The 20,126-nt window shown below is 69.2% G+C and carries 20 protein-coding genes, 2 pseudogenes and 1 riboswitch; of the genes and pseudogenes, 10 read left to right on the top strand and 12 right to left on the bottom strand.

All coding sequences use genetic code 11. The features are described 5' to 3' along the window. Nucleotides 1-201 precede the first annotated feature (201 nt). The gene (locus SSPN_RS60525; RefSeq protein ID WP_237710774.1) at nucleotides 202-318 is read left to right on the top strand and encodes a DUF4188 domain-containing protein; all 117 of its coding nucleotides are present in this window, start codon (nucleotides 202-204) and stop codon (nucleotides 316-318) included. Continuing rightward, a complete protein-coding gene (locus SSPN_RS46370; RefSeq protein WP_010311949.1) occupies nucleotides 315-746 on the top strand; it encodes a monooxygenase family protein in 432 nt (143 codons plus the stop codon). Before SSPN_RS60525 ends, SSPN_RS46370 begins: the two co-directional genes overlap by 4 nt. Here SSPN_RS46370 and SSPN_RS0129045 read toward each other — a convergent pair. The 6 genes from SSPN_RS0129045 to SSPN_RS0129065 form a co-directional block, all read right to left on the bottom strand. Then, the gene (locus SSPN_RS0129045; RefSeq protein ID WP_029535814.1) at nucleotides 706-1,896 is read right to left on the bottom strand and encodes a cytochrome P450; all 1,191 of its coding nucleotides are present in this window, start codon (nucleotides 1,894-1,896) and stop codon (nucleotides 706-708) included. The two genes, SSPN_RS46370 and SSPN_RS0129045, sit on opposite strands and share 41 nt — an antisense overlap. A gap of 345 nt (nucleotides 1,897-2,241) precedes the next feature. After that, the gene (locus SSPN_RS60530) at nucleotides 2,242-2,448 is read right to left on the bottom strand and encodes a hypothetical protein (protein ID WP_010311952.1); all 207 of its coding nucleotides are present in this window, start codon (nucleotides 2,446-2,448) and stop codon (nucleotides 2,242-2,244) included. Next, nucleotides 2,445-3,050 (bottom strand): SDR family NAD(P)-dependent oxidoreductase, encoded by a 606-nt coding sequence (locus SSPN_RS46375; protein WP_010311954.1) that lies wholly within the window; start codon nucleotides 3,048-3,050, stop codon nucleotides 2,445-2,447. Before SSPN_RS46375 ends, SSPN_RS60530 begins: the two co-directional genes overlap by 4 nt. 163 nt (nucleotides 3,051-3,213) lie before the next feature. Continuing rightward, a complete protein-coding gene (locus SSPN_RS0129055) occupies nucleotides 3,214-3,687 on the bottom strand; it encodes a carboxymuconolactone decarboxylase family protein (protein ID WP_010311956.1) in 474 nt (157 codons plus the stop codon). Nucleotides 3,688-3,878: 191 nt separating this feature from the next. Continuing rightward, complete coding sequence (locus SSPN_RS0129060; protein WP_237710775.1) at nucleotides 3,879-4,553, bottom strand: cation efflux transmembrane domain-containing protein; 675 nt, start codon at nucleotides 4,551-4,553, stop codon at nucleotides 3,879-3,881. Next, nucleotides 4,546-4,953, bottom strand: a complete 408-nt coding sequence (locus tag SSPN_RS0129065; protein WP_010311961.1) for an ArsR/SmtB family transcription factor — start codon at nucleotides 4,951-4,953, stop codon at nucleotides 4,546-4,548. Before SSPN_RS0129065 ends, SSPN_RS0129060 begins: the two co-directional genes overlap by 8 nt. A 404-nt stretch (nucleotides 4,954-5,357) precedes the next feature. Here SSPN_RS0129065 and SSPN_RS0129070 point away from each other — a divergent pair, with 404 nt between their 5' ends. The 7 genes and pseudogenes from SSPN_RS0129070 (at nucleotide 5,358) to SSPN_RS0129100 (ending at nucleotide 13,175) form a co-directional block, all read left to right on the top strand. Continuing rightward, nucleotides 5,358-5,567, top strand: a complete 210-nt coding sequence (locus SSPN_RS0129070) for a heavy-metal-associated domain-containing protein (RefSeq protein ID WP_010311963.1) — start codon at nucleotides 5,358-5,360, stop codon at nucleotides 5,565-5,567. A 68-nt stretch (nucleotides 5,568-5,635) separates the two neighbouring features. Next, nucleotides 5,636-6,598 carry a hypothetical protein gene (locus SSPN_RS0129075; protein ID WP_010311964.1) on the top strand — a complete coding sequence of 321 codons (963 nt, stop codon included), beginning with the start codon at nucleotides 5,636-5,638 and terminating at the stop codon, nucleotides 6,596-6,598. 35 nt (nucleotides 6,599-6,633) lie between these two features. Next, nucleotides 6,634-8,911: pseudogene (locus tag SSPN_RS46380) on the top strand (heavy metal translocating P-type ATPase). A 288-nt stretch (nucleotides 8,912-9,199) separates the two neighbouring features. Next, nucleotides 9,200-9,260: riboswitch (Fluoride riboswitch) on the top strand. Between the two features lie 19 nt (nucleotides 9,261-9,279). Continuing rightward, nucleotides 9,280-9,504: a hypothetical protein gene (locus SSPN_RS0129085; RefSeq protein ID WP_010311968.1), complete on the top strand. Its 225-nt coding sequence runs from the start codon at nucleotides 9,280-9,282 to the stop codon at nucleotides 9,502-9,504. Nucleotides 9,505-9,549: 45 nt separating this feature from the next. Further along, entirely contained in the window at nucleotides 9,550-11,505 is a 1,956-nt protein-coding gene (gene acs / locus SSPN_RS0129090; RefSeq protein ID WP_010311970.1) for an acetate--CoA ligase, read from the top strand. Nucleotides 11,506-11,678: 173 nt separating this feature from the next. Next, a complete protein-coding gene (locus SSPN_RS49395) occupies nucleotides 11,679-12,485 on the top strand; it encodes a hypothetical protein (protein ID WP_010311973.1) in 807 nt (268 codons plus the stop codon). Nucleotides 12,486-12,617: 132 nt separating this feature from the next. Continuing rightward, complete coding sequence (locus tag SSPN_RS0129100; RefSeq protein WP_010311975.1) at nucleotides 12,618-13,175, top strand: inorganic diphosphatase; 558 nt, start codon at nucleotides 12,618-12,620, stop codon at nucleotides 13,173-13,175. A 309-nt stretch (nucleotides 13,176-13,484) separates the two neighbouring features. Here SSPN_RS0129100 and SSPN_RS0129110 read toward each other — a convergent pair whose 3' ends face one another. The 4 genes from SSPN_RS0129110 to SSPN_RS49400 form a co-directional block, all read right to left on the bottom strand. Then, nucleotides 13,485-14,978, bottom strand: coding sequence for a DHA2 family efflux MFS transporter permease subunit (locus SSPN_RS0129110; RefSeq protein ID WP_010311978.1), 1,494 nt, complete (start codon nucleotides 14,976-14,978; stop codon nucleotides 13,485-13,487). Between the two features lie 1,043 nt (nucleotides 14,979-16,021). Next, nucleotides 16,022-16,624 (bottom strand): MSMEG_1061 family FMN-dependent PPOX-type flavoprotein, encoded by a 603-nt coding sequence (locus SSPN_RS0129115; protein ID WP_010311980.1) that lies wholly within the window; start codon nucleotides 16,622-16,624, stop codon nucleotides 16,022-16,024. Beyond that, complete coding sequence (locus SSPN_RS0129120; RefSeq protein ID WP_010311982.1) at nucleotides 16,621-17,640, bottom strand: FecCD family ABC transporter permease; 1,020 nt, start codon at nucleotides 17,638-17,640, stop codon at nucleotides 16,621-16,623. The genes SSPN_RS0129115 and SSPN_RS0129120 overlap by 4 nt, the downstream gene beginning before the upstream one ends. Before the next feature lie 13 nt (nucleotides 17,641-17,653). Then, nucleotides 17,654-17,830 carry a transposase gene (locus SSPN_RS49400; protein ID WP_158309667.1) on the bottom strand — a complete coding sequence of 59 codons (177 nt, stop codon included), beginning with the start codon at nucleotides 17,828-17,830 and terminating at the stop codon, nucleotides 17,654-17,656. 49 nt (nucleotides 17,831-17,879) lie between these two features. On the opposite strand from SSPN_RS49400, the pseudogene SSPN_RS49405 reads away from it, so the two are divergent. Next, a pseudogene (locus SSPN_RS49405) lies at nucleotides 17,880-18,044 on the top strand (IS110 family transposase); the annotation flags it as partial. A 47-nt stretch (nucleotides 18,045-18,091) separates the two neighbouring features. Here the strand turns inward: SSPN_RS49405 and SSPN_RS0129130 are convergent. Then, nucleotides 18,092-19,096 carry a FecCD family ABC transporter permease gene (locus tag SSPN_RS0129130; protein WP_010311989.1) on the bottom strand — a complete coding sequence of 335 codons (1,005 nt, stop codon included), beginning with the start codon at nucleotides 19,094-19,096 and terminating at the stop codon, nucleotides 18,092-18,094. A gap of 23 nt (nucleotides 19,097-19,119) precedes the next feature. Next, nucleotides 19,120-20,094: an iron-siderophore ABC transporter substrate-binding protein gene (locus SSPN_RS0129135; RefSeq protein WP_010311991.1), complete on the bottom strand. Its 975-nt coding sequence runs from the start codon at nucleotides 20,092-20,094 to the stop codon at nucleotides 19,120-19,122. Nucleotides 20,095-20,126 lie beyond the last annotated feature (32 nt).

Here is a 20,126-nt window from a genome sequence, read left to right on the forward strand (position 1 = left end):
CACATCAATACCGGGGACCGCTGCCGGTCACCACCCGACTCCTACTACCAGGTGGCGATGCGGAATATTCCTATTGATAGGTGGCAATATGGAATATGCCAACAAGTGGAAATGGCGGGAAAGACCTCGCGATCAACGTCGATTCCGCGCATCGCGGCGCGGACCGATTCGGTACTGTCCGAACGGGACGGAAGGATGTGGATGCGCGACCCGACGAGGATCGGACGGTTCACGGCGCCCGCGGACCGCGACATCGTGGTCTTCCTGCTCGGTGCGCGGATCAACACCTCGACCGCGGTGCGCAGCTGGGTCCGGTGATCGCAGGCTTCCGCCGGATGATGAGGGAGCTCAGGACGGATCCGGACACCGGCTTCCTCGGACACCTGGTCCTGCCTCGCCCACCCCGGCTACTGACGGTGGTGCAGTACTGGGAGTCTCCCGAGAAGCTGTACGCCTACGCGGTGGATCCGGTCCAGCAACACCGTCCCATATGGACCGATTTCTACCGGCGGACCAAGGCCGCGGGCGACCACATCGGAAGCTGGCACGAGACCTACATCGTCCCGGCCCGGTCGCACGAGAGCGTCTACGCGAACATGCTTCGGTTCGGACTGGGCAAGGCGATCGGGAGCACCCGGATCGACCGCCACACCGACCGCGCCGCCGACCGGCTGCGCGGCGCCCGGCCGAACCGGGGCCAGCAGATCACGTCCAGTCGACCGGGAGGCAGCGGACACCGTAGATGATGGTGTCGTCGCGCATCGGGATCTGCTCTGGCGGCACCGCCAGCCTCAGCTTCGGGAATTCCCTCAGCAGCCCGGAGAAACCGATGCGCAGCTCGATTCGGGCAAGTTGCGCACCTAGGCAGTGGTGGACGCCGTGGCCGAACGACATGTGGCCGCCCGCCGGGCGGGCGAGGTTCAGCCGATCGGGGTCCGGGAATTGCGCCGGGTCGCGGTTGGCGGCCGACAGCGACAGCGTCATCAGGTCGCCGTAGCGGATGGATTCGCCGTGGAACTCGAAGTCGGCCAGGGCGGCGCGGGTCGCACCGAAGTGGTTGATCGTCAGGTAGCGCAACAATTCCTCCACCGCTCCGTCGATCAGCGACGGATCGCCGCGCAGCGCGGCGAGCTGGTCCGGGTGGCTCAGCAGCGCGTAGGTGCCCAGCGCGAGCATGCTCGTGGTCGTGTCCTGGGCAGCGGTGACCAGCATCGCGGCCATCGTGGTGATCTCGTCGTCGGTCAGCTCGTCGTCGGCGGTCAGCACGCTGAGCAGGTCATCGCCCGGCCGCTGCCGCTTGTCGCGCACGAACTCCCCCAGCACGGCGCACACCTCCCGCCACCCGGCGCTCACCCGTTCTTCGTCGTCGCCGAGGGCCAGCACCTGTTCGGTGGCCTTGCGGAACCCGGCCTCGTCGGCGATGCGGACGCCGAGCAGCTCGCCGATCACCCGTCCGGACACCGGGGCCGCGAAGGACGCCACCAGGTCGGCGGGGCCGCCAGCGCGCCGCATGGCCGTCAGGTGCGCGGTGACGACCCGCTCGATCTGCGGTTCCAGCGCCCGCATCCGGCGCGGGCTGAACCCGCCCGCGAGCTTCCGCCGGTACCAGGTGTGCTCCGGCGGGTCCAGCACGCTGAACATCCCCGGTGGGACTTGCAAATTCGCGTCGACAGGCATCGGGAACCGCTGCAGGTCCAGGCGCGAGCCGAAGCGCGGGTCGACCAGCACCTCCCGGACCAGCGCGTGGCCGGTCACCAGCCAGCCGTTGCGCCCGTCGGGGCAGTGCATCCTGGCCAGCGGCCGCTGCTCCCGCAGCTCCCTGAGCCCGTCGTACGGGTCGAACGGGCAGCTGCGCACATCCGGATGCCGCACCGGCTCCGGTTGGGACTTCGTCATCTTCCACTCCCCTGGAAATCCGCCGGAATCGGCGTGCTCGGTTGGCATGATCGGGTAGCCGATGCCGCCCGGCACTGCGAGTCACTCGACCGATTCAGGCGGTCGAGGACTACCAGGCCGCCGCCAGAAGCCGGGTGACCTCGTCGATTTCCAGGGCGCCCGGATTGGGGTACGGCTTGGCTACAACCGTTCGGCGATCGAGCGCAGTCGGTCTCGCGGTACGCCGAGCGCGCCGAGGGGGGTCGGGCCGACCTCCGCGGAGGCGCGCCGCGTCGTCGACCGGGACGAATTCGCAGCTCAGGCTGGCCCTGACCCGAAAACCGCGTCGCGGACCGTAGCTCGTGATCAGGCAGAAGGCGTCGTTTCGGCGAGATCGGCCAGTTCCGCCGCGACGGAGGTGAGCTTGCCGTTGATGCGGGCGACGGCGTCGGTACCCAGCGGCAACCGCAACGGAGGATTCGTCCGTTCGGTGACAGCGACGATCTGGGCGGCGGCCCACGCCGGGTCACCACCGGGCTCGCCGTCGTCGTACTCGGCGAGGGTGTCGCTCACCCGGCGGTAGTCGTCGATGGAGCGGCTGGCCTGCTCCGAGCCTGTCGACGCGAAGTCGGTCTGGAAAACCCCGGGTTCGACGATCGTGACCGTGATCCCGAACGGCGTGATCTCTCGCACAACGCTTCGGCCAGTCCCTCGACCGCGAACTTGCTGGCCGCGTAGACGCCGAATCCCGCCCCGGAGGCGAACCCACCCATTGAACTCATCATCAGCACGTGCCCCGACCGCTGGGCGCGCATCACCGGCAGCACCGCGTTCGTCACCGACAGCACCCCGAAGACGTTGGTGTCGAACAGGGTCTTCGCCTCGTCCACTGACGTTTCCTCGACGGCACCGAACAGTCCACGTCCGGCATTGTTGACCAGTACATCGATCCGGCCGAACCGCTCGACCGCAGCCGCAACCGCCGTCCGCACGGTGTCCGGATCGGTGACGTCAAGACGGCACCTGAGCAGCCGCTGCTCATTTCCCGGCGAGGTAGCGGCGATGTGCTCGGGAACTCGGGCTGTGGCTACCACCGCGTCCCCTCCCGCCAGCACCGCGTGAACGAGCGCCGACCCCAACCCGCGCGACGCGCCGGTTACCAGCCAAATGCGCATGTTCCACCTTTCAAATCAAGCCACTCGCCGGCCACCGGCAATCATGCTAGGCCGCCCGCGAGATGCCTCGCCGACGACGCCCCGGGCCCTCGCGAGAGCGCCCGGGGCGTGTGCTGCTGGCGCGGGACGGCATTGGCCGTCCCAGCCAGGTAATCGTTTCTTATTATCCGAACTGGCCGACCTGGTAGTCGCCGGCGGGCTGCTGGACGACCACGTTCAGGCGGTTGAAGGCGTTGATGAGGGCGATGTTCGACACCAAGGCGGCGAGCTGGTCCTCGTCGTAGTGCTTGGCGGCGTTCGCCCACGCCTCATCCGTGACGCCACCGGTCGCGTCGGCGATGCGGGTGCCCTGCTCCGCCAACTCCAGAGCCGCGCGCTCGGCTTCGGTGAACACCGTGGCCTCCCGCCAAGTGGCGATCAGGTTGAGGCGCACCGAGGTCTCCCCGGCATGCGCGGCGTCCTTGGTGTGCATGTCGGTGCAGAAGCTGCAGCCATTGATCTGGCTGGCGCGGATATTCACCAGTTCCCGCGTCGCGGCTGGCAGCGTCGAGTCCGCGACCACCTTGCCCGCCGACACGATGTGCTTCAGGAACTTGGCGGCGACCGGGTTGCCGAAGAGGTTCAAGCGAGCGTCCATGAAAGCTCCTCTGCCGTTACTGGTGCTTACACACATCTGACGGGATAGCTCCGCTAGATGTGACAGGCAGGAATGTGACGCGCATCTCCCCCGCCTGAAGCACGCAATTGTCCGCAGAGGACGATTTCGACGAAATGACCCCTTGGACGAGTCCGCCCTGCGGCAACAGCAATCCCGTGGCAGCACTACGGTCAGCAACAGTGCTCGCCGCGCCAGGCTTCACGCCCTTCCTTCACCGCGACGGCCGCGATCACGAGTGCGACCACCGGGTCCGCCCAGTACCAGCCGAACAGGCTGTTGAGCAGCAGGCCGACCAGCAGCACGCCGGAAAGGTAGGTGCACAACAAGGTTTGCTTGGAATCGGCCACGGCGCTGTTGGAGCCCAGCTCCCGGCCGGCGCGCCGTTGGGCGTAGGACAGCACCGGCATGACCGCCAGGCTCAGTACCGCCAGGACGATTCCGACCGTCGAGTGCTCGGCTTCCGAACCACCGAGCAGCCCACGCACCGATTCGACCGCGACGTACGCGGCCAGCGCGAAGAACGACGCGCCGATGACCTGCAACGTGATCCGCTCTCGCGCTTCCGGGTCCGGTCCGCTGAACTGCCAGGCCACCGCCGTCGCCGAGGCCACCTCGATCGCCGAGTCCAGCCCGAAACCGATCAGCGCCGTGGACGACGAAGCCGAACCGGCCGTGATCGCTACGACCGCTTCGATGACGTTGTAGGTGATCGTCGCCGCGACGAACCACCGGATGCGCCGCCCCAGCACCGCCCGACGCTCATCGCTTAGGCCGGCATTCGTCTCCGCCGATGCCGGGCAGCACCCGTCACCGCAGCCGTCCGGCGACTTCTCCGCCTCACTCACCAGGCACCTCGGCGACCTGCGCAACTCGGCCGGGACCGCTGTCGGTGCCGTAGTTCGGGCATAGGGCCACGGCCCGACCAGTCGCGGCCAGCAGCGTCTCGGCCGATGCCAGCAGTTCCAGCAACTCCGGTCGCGCGAGCGAGTAGTACACTTGCCGCCCCTCGGGCCGTCCGACCACCAGTCCGCAGTCCCGCAGGCACGCCACGTGCGCCGACACCGTGGACTGGGCCAACCCCAGCTCGCCCACCAGGTCCGCCACCCGGGCTTCGCCGTCGGCCAGTCGAAGCGTGATCGCCAACCGGGTGCCGTCCGACAAGCTGTGGAACAACGCCACCGCCGCATCCAACCCGTCCGCCGCCGGCCTGGACGACGGGCACTCCTCCGGACCATTCATCGTCATACCACGATGATAGCGGATTCCATCGATAACCACTCGCCCCGGCACCGCCCGGCGCACACCGCCCGGTGGGCCACAGTTTCAATTGAAACCGCGACCCAGGCATAGTGCAGATATACGTGTAGGGGGTATATGCGCCCGAGCGCGTGACCCCGCGCCATGAACGCCGGTCGGCAGCGGTAACTGAGCACCGACCCCCACAAGATAAGACGCCCGACCAGGGCACATGTCCTCCCCCTGCGACAAAGCGGGGTCTCGGCACAAGTGGACAGACGACCCCGGAAAGATGGGATCGGTATTTGACCCAAGTACCCCCCAGGGGTATAAATCACGGTGCGTGGATACAGCAACCCCCTAGGGGTACGGATCCGCAACACACCGTACGACACGACACCGAGGAGCATCTGATGGCCGAGTCCAACTACACCGTTGTCGGCATGACCTGCGGGCACTGCGTGCAGTCGGTGACCGAAGAGGTCGGCAAGATCGGCGGCGTCTCCGACGTGGCCGTCGACCTGACAACCGGCGCGATCACCGTGACCAGCACCGAGGCGATCAGCGACGCCGACGTCCGGGCCGCCGTCGAAGAGGCCGGCTACGAGCTGGCCGCCAGCTGACCTCCACCCCCGACCGGGCCGGGAACCCGCCCGGGCTCCCGGCCCGGCCAGCACAGTGAGGAAATGTCATGAACACAGCAGGCAAGCTCTCGGCCTACGGTGCGGCGCTCGCCCTGGTCGCCGGCGGCGCCTGGGCAGCCGGTACCGCTGTCGGTCCCTTCTTCGCCATGTCGGCCCCGAGCGGCCACGGCGACATGCCCGGCGGTGAGGTCGCCGGACACGGGGATGCCCACAGCGGCACCGTCGCGGAGACCGACCTGCCCGGCGGACTGGCGTCGTCCAGGGGCGGCTACACCCTCGCGCCCACCGACACGACGCAGGCCACCGGCATTACCGAGCCCTTCTCCTTCCGAATCCTCGGACCGGACGGCAACGCGGTCACCGGCTTCGACGTCGAGCACGACAAGCGGATGCACCTAATCGTGGTGCGCCGCGACACCGCGGGATTCCAGCACCTGCACCCGGAAATGGCTGCCGACGGCACCTGGACCGTCCCGCTGAACCTGCCCGAAGCCGGCAGCTACCGGGTCTTCACCGGCTTCGTCCCGACCGGCGCCGCTTCGACCACCCTCGGCACCGACATCGCGGCAGGCGGCGCGTTCGAGCCCCGCACCTTCGCCCCCTCGCGGGTGTCCGAAGTAGATGGTTACCAGGTGCGGCTGGACGGTGAACTCGTTCCGGGCCAGGCGTCCCCGGTGCGGCTCACGGTGACCAAGGACGGCGTTCCCGTCACCGACCTGCAGCCCTACCTGTCCGCCTACGGGCACCTGGTGTCCCTGCGCACCGGCGATCTCGCCTACCTGCACGTGCACCCGGAGGGAGCGCCCGGCGACGGCCGCACCGCGCCCGGTCCGCAGATCGACTTCGTCGCGGAAGTGCCCACCGCCGGCAACTACCGGCTGGTCCTGGGCCTGTTCCTGGACTTCCAGCACAACGGCGTAGTGCGCACCGCCGAGTTCACTGTGGACACTGAGGAAAACGCCACACCGGCGACCGACCACGGCACCGGAAGCGGCCACGCCGGTCACTGAGTCGGACCCGGCAGAGCAGCGAGGAGGATTCGGGCATGACTGCCACTGAGCAGAACCACGGGCAAGCGATCGGCGAGGTTGAGCTCTCGATCTCAGGTATGACCTGCGCGTCCTGCGCCGCGCGCATCGAACGCAAGCTGAACAAGCTCGACGGCGTCGCGGCCACGGTCAACTACGCCACGGAGAAGGCGAAGGTCAGCGTCCCGGAAGGCCTCGACCCGCAACGGCTCATCGCGGAGGTCGAGGCCGCGGGCTACGGCGCCAGCCTGCCCGCGAAGGAGGAGGCCAAGACCACGGCGGTCGACGAAGAACCCGACGACCCGACGCGGTCCCTGCGGCAGCGGCTGACCGGCTCGACCGTGCTGTCCGTGCCCGTGATCGCATTGGCGATGATCCCGGCCCTGCAGTTCACCTACTGGCAGTGGATCTCGCTGACGCTGGCCGCACCGGTGCTGGTGTGGGGCGCCTGGCCGTTCCACAAGGCGGCGTGGACGAACCTGCGCCACGGCGCGGCCACGATGGACACCCTGGTCTCCGTGGGCACCATCGCGGCGTTCCTGTGGTCCCTGTACGCGCTGCTGTTCGGCACCGCGGGCACTCCCGGCATGACGCACCCGTTCGAGCTGACGATCCAGCGCATGAGCGGGGACGGCTCGATCTACCTCGAGGTGGCGGCCGGTGTCACCACCTTCATCCTGGCCGGGCGCTACTTCGAGGCCCGCTCGAAGCGCCGCGCCGGAGCCGCCCTGCGCGCGCTGCTTGAACTCGGCGCGAAGGACGTCGCAGTGCTCCGCGACGGCCGCGAGGTCCGCATCCCCACCAGCGAACTCGCCGTCGGGGACCGGTTCGTCGTCCGGCCGGGCGAGAAGATCGCCACCGACGGCGTGGTCGAGGAAGGCAGCTCGGCGGTCGACGCGAGCATGCTCACCGGCGAATCCGTCCCGGTCGAGGTCGGACCCGGCGACAACATCGTCGGTGCCACCGTCAACGCCGGCGGTCGGCTGGTGGTGCGGGCGATCCGGGTCGGTTCGGACACCCAGCTCGCCCAGATGGCCAAACTCGTCGAGGACGCGCAGACCGGCAAGGCCGCCGTGCAGCGGCTGGCCGACCGGATCTCGGCAGTGTTCGTCCCCATCGTCATCGCCCTGTCGATCGGCACGCTCGCGTTCTGGCTCGGCGCCGGGGGCGGCGTGGCGGCCGCCTTCACCGCCGCCGTCGCAGTGCTTATCATCGCCTGCCCGTGCGCCCTGGGCCTGGCCACGCCGACCGCGCTGCTGGTCGGCACTGGTCGGGGTGCTCAGCTCGGCATCCTGATCAAGGGCCCGGAAGTGCTGGAGTCAACCCGGCGCATCGACACCGTCGTCCTGGACAAGACCGGCACCGTCACCACCGGCCAGATGGAACTGATCGACGTCCACCTCGACGCCGGAGCCGACCTCGACGAGGTCCTGCGGATCGCCGGGGCGCTGGAGAACGCCTCCGAACATCCCATCGCCCGCGCCATCGCACGCGGCGCGGAGCAGGCGGTGGGCGAGCTGCCCGCCGTGGAGGGCTTCACCAGCGTGGAGGGCCTGGGCGTGCAGGGCATCGTCGACGGACGCGCCGTCCTGGTCGGCCGCTCGGCGCTGCTGGCGGAGTGGAGCCAGCCGCTGACCGCGGAGCTCGCCGCGGCGAAGGCAGGTGCGGAAGCAGAAGGCCGCACTGCGGTGGCGGTCGCGTGGGACGGGCAGGCGCGGGCGGTGCTGGTCGTCGCCGACACGGTCAAGCCCACCTCGGCGCAGGCCATCGCGCAGCTGCGGGAGCTCGGCCTGACCCCAATGCTGCTCACCGGCGACAACGAGGCCGTCGCCAAGTCCGTGGCCAAGCAGGTCGGCATCGACGAGATCATCGCCGAGGTGCTGCCGAAGGACAAGGTCGAGGTGGTCACGCGCCTGCAGGGCGAGGGCAAGGTCGTGGCGATGGTCGGCGACGGTGTCAACGACGCCGCCGCCCTGGCCCAGGCCGACCTCGGCCTGGCCCTGGGAACGGGCACCGACGTGGCCATCGAGGCCAGCGACCTGACCCTGGTCCGCGGCGACCTCCGGGCCGCTGTCGACGCGATCCGGTTGTCCCGCCGCACCCTGCGGACCATCAAGGGCAACCTGTTCTGGGCCTTTCAACCCGATGATCGCCGGTGCCGCGATGGCGTTCAGCTCGGTGTTCGTGGTCAGCAACAGCCTGCGGCTGCGCGGTTTCCGCAGCACCGCAGGCGGCCTGGCCGAACCCACCCGGGTCATCGACCGGCGGGAACCGGTGCCCATGCACGGCAACTGACCGGAGCCGCTTCGACGGGCAGCCGCACGAGTTTCCGCGTGGCTGCCCGTTCTGCTGCACGCAGTCGCCCCTTGCAAGCCCCGCCTTCCTGGTGTCCGCCTTCTCCTCGCTGCGGGTAGCGCCGAGTCCACATTGGTCGTGTTCCAGCCCTGGATCGCTTGCGGGACAGTGGTTTCGATCTTCCCGCCGCAGCCTGGAGGATGCTCCGCCCCAGAAGCGAAGCCATCTCACGTTGACGGGTTTCTCGTTGCGACCATGTGCCTTGTACGGGGCATGGGAGCGCGGGACAGTGGAAGCTGCGATGGGGCTCGCCGAACTGCGGGTGACCGCTGATGGCCCCTGCTTCCGGCGATCGGAAGGGGCGACGGATGTTCCTGTTCCGGTATCGCCGCGGACCACCGGCCGAACGGGAAGCGGTCGAACCGGTGGTGGAGCGGCTGCGCATCGCGGTCCTGCACATCGACAAGGACGTCTGGTGCGACATGTGCGGCGTGCCGTGCGCCGTCACGGTCACCTACGCGACCGAGCGCGACGAGCGGACCCCGTTGGCCGTGCACCGGCTGATCTGGTGCGAGACCTGCGAGGGCCGGTGAGCGGTCGCACGCAGTGGTCGATGCGAACCGGAGGAGGAATGCACGATGAGTGACGACGCCACTCTCGACGACCTGCTGCACGAGACGCGACGCTTCCCACCGCCGGAGGATCTCGCCGCCAACGCCAACGTGACGGCCGACGTCTACGAAACCGCCGCGCACGGTCCGCTGGCGTTCTGGGAGCAAGCCGCACGACGCCTCACGTGGGCTCAGGAGTGGGAGCAGGTCCTCGACTGGCAGCCGCCGTTCGCGCGCTGGTTCGCCGGGGGACGCATCAACGTCGCGCACAACTGCGTCGACCGGCACGTGGAAGCGGGCCGGGGCGACCGGGTCGCGCTGCACTGGGAGGGCGAACCGGGCGACAGCCGCACGATCACCTACGCCCAGTTGCGCCGCGAGGTCTGCCAAGCGGCGAACGCGCTCGCCGGGCTCGGCGTTTCCGCAGGTGACCGGGTGGCCATCTACCTGCCGATGATTCCCGAGACCGTAGTCGCGATGCTGGCCTGCGCGCGGCTGGGCGCCCCGCACACCGTGGTCTTCGGCGGGTTCTCCGCAGACTCCCTGCGCAGCCGGATCCTGGACTGCGACGCGCGGATCGTGATCACCGCCGACGGCGGCTACCGCCGAGGCGCGGCCAGCGGGCTCAAGACCAACGTGGACGAGGCGCTGAAGGGCTGCCCGGACGTCCGCAACGTGCTCGTCGTGCAGCGCACCGGGCAGGACGTCGCCTGGCAGGACGGCCGGGACATCTGGTGGCACGACCTGGTCGAGTCGCAGAGCACCGAACACGCCGCGGATTCCTTCGACTCCGACCACCCGCTGTTCGTGCTCTACACCAGCGGCACCACCGCCAAACCGAAAGGAATCCTGCACACCACCGGCGGCTACCTCGCCTTCGCGGCCTGGACGCACTGGGCGGTGTTCGACCTCAAGCCGGCGAACGACGTCTACTGGTGCACCGCGGACGTCGGCTGGGTCACCGGGCATTCCTACATCGTCTACGGGCCGCTGGCCAACGGCGCCACCTCGCTGATGTACGAGGGCACGCCCGACACCCCGCACCGCGGCCGGTGGTGGGAACTCGTCGAGAAGTACCGGGTGTCGATCATCTACACCGCGCCCACCGCGATCCGCACCTGCATGAAGTGGGGCGACGACGTGCCGGCCGAGTTCGACCTGACCTCGCTGCGCCTGCTCGGCACCGTCGGCGAACCCATCAACCCCGAGGCGTGGATGTGGTACCGGGAGCACATCGGCGGCGACCGCTGCCCCATCGTCGACACCTGGTGGCAGACCGAGACCGGCGGCATCCTCATCTCCCCGCTGCCCGGCGTGCACGCCTGCAAACCAGGCTCCGCGATGCGGCCGCTGCCCGGGATCGCGGCCGAGATCTACGACGACCACGGCGAAGTCCTGCCGCGCCGGGATGCCGGCGGATACCTGGTGCTGACGGCACCCTGGCCCGGCATGATGAAGACCATCTGGGGCGACGACGAGCGCTACCGGGAGGTCTACTGGTCCCGGTTCCCGGGCGCGTACTTCGCCGGCGATGGCGCGAAGTGGGACTCCGACGGCGACATCTGGCTGCTCGGGCGGGTCGATGACGTCATGAACATCTCCGGGCACCGGATCTCCACCACCGAGGTGGAGTCGGCGCTGGTGTCGCATCCCCAGGTCGCCGAGGCCGCCGTGGTCGGTGCGCCCGACCCGACGACCGGTCAGGCGATCGTCGCCTTCGTCATCCCCCGCATCGCCGACGGCGGCACCGAGGAAGCCGGGCTCGCCGCGCACCTGCGGGACCACGTCGCCAAGGAGATCGGGCCGATCGCCAAACCGCGGCAGATCCTCGTCGTGCCCGAACTCCCCAAGACCCGGTCCGGCAAGATCATGCGCCGCCTGCTGCGCGACATCTCGGCCAACCGCGAACCCGGCGACGTCACCACTCTCACCGACAGCTCCGTCATGGACCAGATCAAGGAGAAGATCCCCACCGAGGACTAGGCAGTCCACAGTGGCGCCGGGCGCTCCGCCCACCGATGGGTTCGCGGATTCGGCAGGTGGTCCTGGTCCCGGCGTGATATCCCGTTCGAAGCAACCGAAACCGGACGACGCAGTCGGTTTCCATCCGGCGGCGGGCGGCCCAGCCCGGTCACCTCACGACACGGAAGAACGCGATGAACCTTCGCATCCTTGACTCCGGCACCCGATCCGAAGTGATCGTCCGCCCGCGCCCGGGCAGCCTGTTCCGGATGTGCCTGCGACTGCCCGAGCGCGGCCCAGCCGGAGCCGACGGGCTGCGCGTGCTGCTCGTCGCCGACGCGATCCGGCGCGTGCTGGAGGAGATCTACGGCATCCAGGTGCAGACCGCGGCGGCAATCGAGACCGCGTCGAACAGCTGGGAACGCGCCCTCGACGCGCTGTGGATTCCGCCGCCCATTCGCGCCGCGTCGATCGACGACGCCGCGCAGCTGCTCGGCGGACCGGCCGATGCGGTGCTGGAAAGCGGCCACGAAAGCAGTCCGCGCGGCCAGTGGTCGTGCGCCCTGCACCTCCCGCTGCGGCTCTGGATCGGGCCGGTGCTCACGGACCTCGGCCACGGCACGCCCGACTTCGTGGCAGCGCTGACCGACGACGGGCACGACCCGCTCGCCCTGCGGCTCGCGCTGCTCCGCGAGCGCTACGACCAACCGCTGCCCCTCACGCGCACGCGCCTGGACCGCGCTGATGTCGTCCTGGATCGGTGGCGTCGCCTCGTGGCGGAATGGGCCGACCACCCGTCGGCACCGATGCCCGCCCACGTCGTCGAACGGGCGTACGTCGCGCTGGACGAACACCTCGACATCGGCGCGCTCGTCGAGATCCTGCAAGATCTCGCCGACGATGCCACCGTGCGGCCCGGCGCCAAGTTCGAGACGTTCGTGCATTTCGATCGGATCCTGGCGCTGGAGCTCGTCCGCTACCTCGCCCACCCGCATGCGTGAGCACCCACTAGCCCCCGGACTTACCGTGGAGGCGTCCCTGGTGTTGTCACCGCGGCCGGCGTCGGCGCTGGTGGTTTCCCCGTTCGGCCCGGGTTCCGCGGAGCGCCATCCATCCTCGCACCGGGAGCTGACATGCAACTGGAGATGGTCGTCGAGATCCCGGAGGGTTCGCGGAACAAGTACGAGATGGACCACGCCATCGGCCGGATCCGCTTGGACCGCACGCTGTTCACCGCCGCCCAGTACCCCGCCGACTACGGCTACATCCCGGGCACTGTCGCCGAGAACGGAGACCCGCTCGACGCGCTCGTCCCGCTGGGCCAGCCCACCTTCCCCGGCTGCACAGTCCGGGTGCGGCCGGTGGCGGTGTTCTGGATGCACGACGAGAATGGTCCGGACGCCAAGATCCTTTGCGTGGCCACCGATGATCCGCGCATGGACCACATCCGCGATCTCAACGACGTCCCCCAGCACCAGCTCAACGAGATCAGCCACTTCTTCGACATCTACAAGGAGCTGGAACCGTGCAAGAGCGGCGAAGCACGTGGCTGGCAGGGCCTCGCCGACGCCGAAAGGCTCGTCAACGACGCCCGCAGACGCGCTGACGCCGGCGAGGGGCTTCCCGGCCTACCGGCCCCGGCGCTGGGCGCGAGACACTTCGACGACGGGCGCGAACACCGGACTGCCTGACCTGACCTCAGCCGACCGGACGCGCTGCCGTGCCGCACGGCGCGGTGCGCAGCTCGTTCTCGATCACATCGACCGGTTGCAATTCGCGAGCCACACAACACGAAACGCGCACTGGAACGCGGTGTCATTTCGAGCAGCGGGCTTCGCGTGCGCCCCTGCGCCTGACGGCAGCCAACTAGGAAAGGCCCGCTGACCTGCTCTTCCGCGCCAGGCCAGCGGGCCCCTTCCGATCACCGTGTCCGTTGCGGACGGTCACCTGCGCAACGCGAGGATCCGCAGAGCGGAACGCTGCATTTCAGCCCCGCACGCTCAAGACCTGGAAGCCGCTCCGCTCGGGTCGCGCCCGACACCGGCGACGCCCTCCTGCTCGGACTCGGCGGATCCCGAGGACCGGCTGACGAACAGCGATGTGATGAACGCGAGCACACCGATGCCGGCAGCGATGAAGAACGCGGTGCGCAGGCCCGCGGCATCGGGAGCGCTTGCCGTGGCGGCGCTTCCCAGCGACGCCACCGTGACGAACACCGCAGTGCCGAACGCGCCCGCGACCTGCTGGAGGGTCGCCAGGATCGCGCTGCCGTGCGAGTAGAGGTGGTCGGGCAGCGAGCTGAGGGACTCGGTCATCAGTGGCGTCATCATCAGCCCGAGCCCGGCCATCAGCAGGACGTGGGCGGCGATGACGGCGGCAAGCGGCGCGCCCGGCCCGAGGATGGCGAACAGCAGCAGCGACACGACCATCGCCAGCGCGCCCGGGATCACCAGCGGGCGCGCGCCGTAGCGGTCGAACAGCCGCCCGACCGGGCGCCCGAGCAGCCCCAGGACCAACCCGCCGGGCAGCACCGCCAACCCGGTGACGAACGTGCTGACGTGCAGGACGGTCTGGAGGTACAGCGGCAGCAAGATCGCCCCGGCACCCAGCAGGCACATGAACAGCAGGGCGGCGAGGACCAAAGCCACGACGAACGAGCGACTGCTGAACGGGCGCAGGTCGAGCAGGGCTCGGTCCTGGCGCTGCAGGCGAATCTGGCGCGCGACGAACGCGCCGAGCGCCACGACGCCGACCACGATGGGGATCCACGCCGGAACCGGGTGCTCCCCGCCGGACTCCCCGATGGCCGACAGGCCGTAGAGGAGACCGCCGAAGCCGATGGCCGACAGCAGCACCGAGACCACGTCCAGCGGCACCGAGCGGGTCTCGCTGTCCAACCGCATCCAGACTGCTCCGATCGCCAGCGCTAAGACCGCCAGCGGCAACACGATCCAGAACATCCAGCGCCAACCCAAGGAGGCCAGCACCGCACCGCCGATCGTCGGCCCCACGGCGGGAGCGACGGCGATGACGATGGTGATCGTGCCCATCGTCGCGCCGCGCTTATCGGACGGCACGAGGCGCATCACCGAGGTCATCAGCAGCGGCAGCATGACCGCGGTGCCGCACGCCTGCACCACGCGCCCGACCAGCAGCACCGCGAAACCGGGGGCTAGCCCGCTGAGCAGCGTGCCCACGCTGAACAGCGTCAGCGAGGCCAGGAAGATCTGGCGCGGCGTGAAGCGCTCCAGCAGGAAGCCGGTGGTGGGGATGACCACGGCCATCGTCAGCAGGAAGCCGCTGGTCAGCCATTGCACCGTCGTGGTCGAGACCTCGAGGCCGACGGTGAGGTCGCGCAGTGCGACGCTCAGGATCGTCTCGTTTAGGATCATCACGAACGCCGAGGCGACGAGCACGGCGATCAGCACGGGAGCTTGCGGCGGCGCTGGGCCGCGTTCAGAGTCCGCGGTCGCGGTACTCGCGGAGTCGATCATGGTTTGGGGACACCTCGCAGATGTTGGTCGAGCCCGACCGCCGGCACGGCCCAGGTGGAGCCGCTGCTCGTCATCGAGCATCAAGATCGGAATTCCGAGTCTGCACGCGCGCCGAGGCGTCGGAACGCGTGTTCGCGGAGAGCACGTGCGGCGCCGTCGGGCTGGGTCCTGGCGCTGCTGCCACCGCGCCTCGGTGACCAGCTTGCTCCGCCGGGGAAGAGTGTCCCCGATACCACCGACAAACGCAGGGATCGGGGCCGTGACGTCCTCGACCAACGGTCCAGTCCTCGCCCCAGGAGGAAACGACCGCATCAGTCAGGCGATCACAACTGCCTGCAGACTTCGACATCTGGCGGACGAGACGAGCTCATCAATGCTGCTGGTGACTCCATGACGACGTTCCTCGCACTCGGATCGTGACCAATCCAGTCTGCCCACGCGACCCGCGGATGTTCCACCGAATTACCGCCACGCGAACACCTGACTCGATCACCGAACGCCCTCCGGAGGCGTCGCCGCAGGCGCGCACCGGCAGCCTGCGCAGCATCTCCCATCCGGAGCCGCGAAGCGTTTGGTCAGCTATAACCGCCCAAAAGACCAAGGAACCGCGACGAAGCCGACGATCGTCATCGCACCCACTCCGAACTCCGCCACTTCGGACGGATGTGGCCGGTCTCACCAGTTTCCTCGCAGTTCCCGGCATGGCAATGATGGTTTCAGCCTCGTTGCTCCGCGTAATCGATCGAATTCGCTGCGCTGAAGGGACTTTCGCCACCACCACAGTCCTCGGCCAGCGACGAGCCGTGCTTATTCCCGTCATTCGACGCGGGCGCTCCCGTCTGGTCCCGAATCCTGCGCCATGTCCGCACAGGACGAGTGGGTGTCCAGACCACTGACCCACCGTGTCAGGACAGGCGGCAGGATCCCCGAAAATGCCTGCTTTGACTTCTGCCGCGTCCGGCAGGGTCCGCAGCCGCAAGACTCCCACGCGTTCGGCGCACACCCCGACGCCAGGCAGCACCGCCCACCACCAGTGCGGCGATCTATCCGTTATAGACGAAATGGGCGGCTGCGAGTTGGCTCTTGAGCAGCTGCCCCGACGTGGGCAGGGTCTCCGGTTCGGGCCAGGTCGCGGGATCCCATACACCGGAGCGGAGGAACGCCCTTCCGCAGTGCACGAACAGCTCCTCGACCTCGACGACCACCGCCAGCGCGGGTTCGAGACCGCGTGCGGCGAACTCGGCGAAGAACGGCGCCGAGCGCACGATCGTCGCTCGCCCGTTGACGCGCAGCGCGTGGTCGACGCCCGGCACCACGAAGAGCATGCCCACGCGGGGATGCCGGAGGACGTTGCGGAAGCTGTCCAGGCGCCGGTTGCCGTTGCGGTCGGCGAAGGCCAGCGTGCGGTTGTCGTCGAAGACCAGCACGCTGCCGGTCTCGTCGCCGCGGGGCGACAGATCCAGGCTGCCGTCCGGGCCGGTGGTGGCGATGAAGAACAGCCGCGCCGCGTCGATGAAAGCACGGCTGAGCGCGTCGATGCCGGCGATTCCCTTGGCCGCGATCGCCGGCACCGGTGGTTCGACCACCTCGCGGAGTTCCTCCTCCGAGGTCACCAGCTCGGCCTGGTCCGGTTCCCACGTGGTCATGTGCGCCTCTCCCGGTTGCTGATGGCCAACAGGTAAAGCAGGTACGGCGCGCCGACCGCTCCGGTGACCACTCCCACCGGCAACTGCGCGCCGCCGAACAGGTGCTGGGCCGCGAGGTCCGCGACGAGGGTCACCAGCGCCCCGGTCATGGCCGCCGGGAGCAGGCTCGGGCGCCCGGTCCGCAGCAGCCGCACCGAAATCGGCCCGGACACGAACGCCACGAATGCCACCGGACCGGCCACCGCGGTTGCGGCAGCGGCCAGCCCGACGGCCACGGCCAGCAGTGCCAGGCGGCACCACTCCACCCGCAGCCCCAGCCCCAGGGCGATCTCGTCGCCGAGCTGCATTACGACCAGCACGCGTCCGAGCACTAGGGCTACCGGTCCGAGAACCCCCAGGAGCGCGGCCGCGGTGCCCACATCGGTCCAGTCGACGCCGTTGAGGCTGCCGGTCAACCAGAACAGCGCGACCGTCGCGATCTTCGTATCGCTGCGCGTCATCAGGTACGACACGATGCTGGACAGCACCGCGGCGACGCCGATGCCGATCAGCGCGAGGCGGTGCCCGGTGATGCCCCGCCGCCACGCCAACAGGTAGATCAGCCCGGCCGTGGCCAGCCCGCCCACCAGCGCCGCCGCCGACAGCACGAACCCGGAGGCACCGAACACGGTGATGCACAGCAGGGCTGCCAGGCTCGACCCCGACGTCACGCCGATCACGTCCGGGCTCGCCAGCGGGTTCCGCAGCAGGTGCTGGAAGACGGCACCGGCCAGGCCAAGCGCCAACCCCACCAGCAGACCCGTCAACGCCCGGGGCAACCGCAGCCGCAGGACGACGTAATCCACACGCGGACTGCCCTGCCCGAGCAGCGAACCGACCACATCGGACACCCCGATCGGATAGCGGCCGAGGCACAGGACCGCGAGCAGCACCCCGACCACGGTAAGCACGAGTCCCGCCATGACGACCGCGTACCGGAATCCGTTGCGGCGGCGGACCGCGACCAGCGCCGTCATGCGGCCCTGCCTTTCAGGCGTGCGCCCGGTCGTCCGGAAAGATCGGGATTTGCAGACGGGGCAGGGATGGCCTGCCGGGCAACTTGCCGGATTGCTGCCCCACAGGGACGAGACTGGCGGCCGCGACGAGTTGGTCGGCGGTGGCGGATCTGGTGAGATCTTCTTTCTCCGCGAGGAATTCCGCGGTCAAGGTGGCTCCCATTCCAGCCACCATCAGCAGCAAGCCCCTGAAGCTCGGCTGCTACCAGTCCGCGTTCTGCGCCATCCGCACCGACCCGGCCAGCAACGCCTTCCACCGGCGCAAACGCACCGAAGGCAAACGACACCACCAAGCCCTCATCGCGCTCGCACGACGCCGCAGCAACGTCCCGTTCGCACCACTGCGCACCCGCCAGCCCTACTAACCCGACAACAGGACCAACACCGCTACCGCTGCGGCTTGACAAAAACATCAGGCAGGCACCTTCCTGCCACGTCGAACCAGGTGGATGAACGCCGGTGCCCCGATCATCGCCGTGACGACACCGACCTGCACCTCTTCGGGCTGGGCAATGACGCGGCCGACGATGTCGGCGAGCAGCAACAGCAGCGGGGCGAGAAGCATCGACAACGGCAGGAGCCACCGGTAGTCCGGGCCGGTCAGCAGCCGCGCGGCATGCGGGACGACCAGACCGACGAATGCGATCGGACCGGCCATCGCGGTCGCGGTCCCGCACAGCACCACCACCGCCAACGCACAGACCGCCCGGCCCGCCGCCACGTTGTGCCCCAACGCGAGAGCGACGTCGTCTCCCATCGATAGTCCATTGAGGATTCTCGTGCACGCGAGGGCCAGCACGAATCCGACGGCGAGGAAGGGCAACGCCTGCCAGACGATGTCCGCCTCCCGCCCCCAGAGCGAGCCCACCTGCCAGAACCGGAACTGCTCGAAGGTCGCATTGTCCGTGACGAGGATTCCCGTGGTCAGCGAACCAAAAGCGGCCGTGCAGGCCGCCCCGGCCAGCGCGATCCGCAACGGCGCTCCGCCGCCCCCGCCCAAACTGCTCACGCCGTACACCAGGCCCGCCGCGAGCGCCGCGCCCAGGAAGGCGAACCACACGTACCCGGACATGGACTGCACGCCGAGCACGCTGATCGCCAGCACGACGCACAGCGAGGCGCCCGAGTTGACGCCCATGATCCCCGGGTCCGCCAGCGGATTGCGCGTCACGCCCTGGATGATGGCCCCGGCCAGGCCCAGTGCCGCCCCGGCGAGCAACCCCACGAGGGTCCGCGGGATGCGCACCTGCCAGATGATCAGGTGGTCCGGGTCGCCGGGGCTGCCGCGGAGCAGGGCGTCCAGCACTTCCGCCGGCGTCAGCCCCTTGGCGCCCACCGCAACGCTCGCGACGACTGCCAGCGCCAGCGCCACCCCGACAACTCCCAGGACGAGACCGAGGCGAGCCGGGCGCCGCACCGCACCTCGACTGTCCACAGTGATCAGTTCGCCATCGCCTGCGCGATCAGCGGCACGACCTTTTCCACCGCGTGCGACATGCCCAGCGCAGTGCCGCTGGCGAAGGCCTGCGCGACCTCCGCGTCCGACAGCACGACCGAATGCCCGGCCTGGACCGCGGGCACCGCCCGGAACAGCGGATCGCCGGCGATGTCGCCGGGGCTCACGCCGATCGGGGACATCAACACGAAGTCGGCGTTAAGCAGGTCCATCCGCTCCGGCGAGATCTTGACCGAGAAGCTGTCGCCGGCGAGGGACTGCACCTGCGGCGACTGCACGAAACCGAGGCGTTCCATGAACTCGATGCGAGAACCACCGTTGACGTAGGCGCCGTAGGAGCCGACCGTCTTGGAGCCGACGACCGTGGTCTTGCCCGCGAACTCCGGGTGCGCGGCCGCCGCCTTGCGGAAGGACTCCTCCACACCGGCACGGACCTCCTGCGCCTCGGCCGACTTGCCAAGCGCCTTGGCGATCATGTCGAGCTGGTCTTCCCAGTCCGTTCGGTACGCCTTGCCATCGGGCGGGATGCTCACCACCGGCACCCCCAGCCCGGACAGCAGGTCGTAGCGGCTGCGCTCGCCACTGGCCCGGGTGTCCAGGATCAAGTCGGGTTCGAGCGCCGCCACGGCTTCCATGTCGACCTCCAGGGTGCCGAGCATCGCCGGCCGCTTCGCGTACCGCTTGTCCGCCGGCATCCACACCGGAACCCCGTCGCCACCCACCGGCAGCCAGTCCGCCGCGCCCACCGGCTGCACGCCCAGCGTCAGGGCGACCTCCGCGTCTCCCCACCCGAGGGCGACCACGCGCTGCGGCCGCTTGGGCACGGTGACGTCGCCGAACGCCGTCGGAATGGTCACCGGGAACTGCCCGGCGGCCTCCTCGGAACCCGTCGTCTCGCGCTCCGCCGCCGGCGCCCCGCAGCCGGTGAGCGCCAACACCACACCCAGCAGGACCGTCATGACTAAGCCGCGCGTCCGCAGACCAGATGAAC

Origin of the sequence: Saccharopolyspora spinosa NRRL 18395, from assembly GCF_000194155.1 — a bacterium.
Classification (GTDB): Bacteria; Actinomycetota; Actinomycetes; order Mycobacteriales; family Pseudonocardiaceae; genus Saccharopolyspora; species Saccharopolyspora spinosa.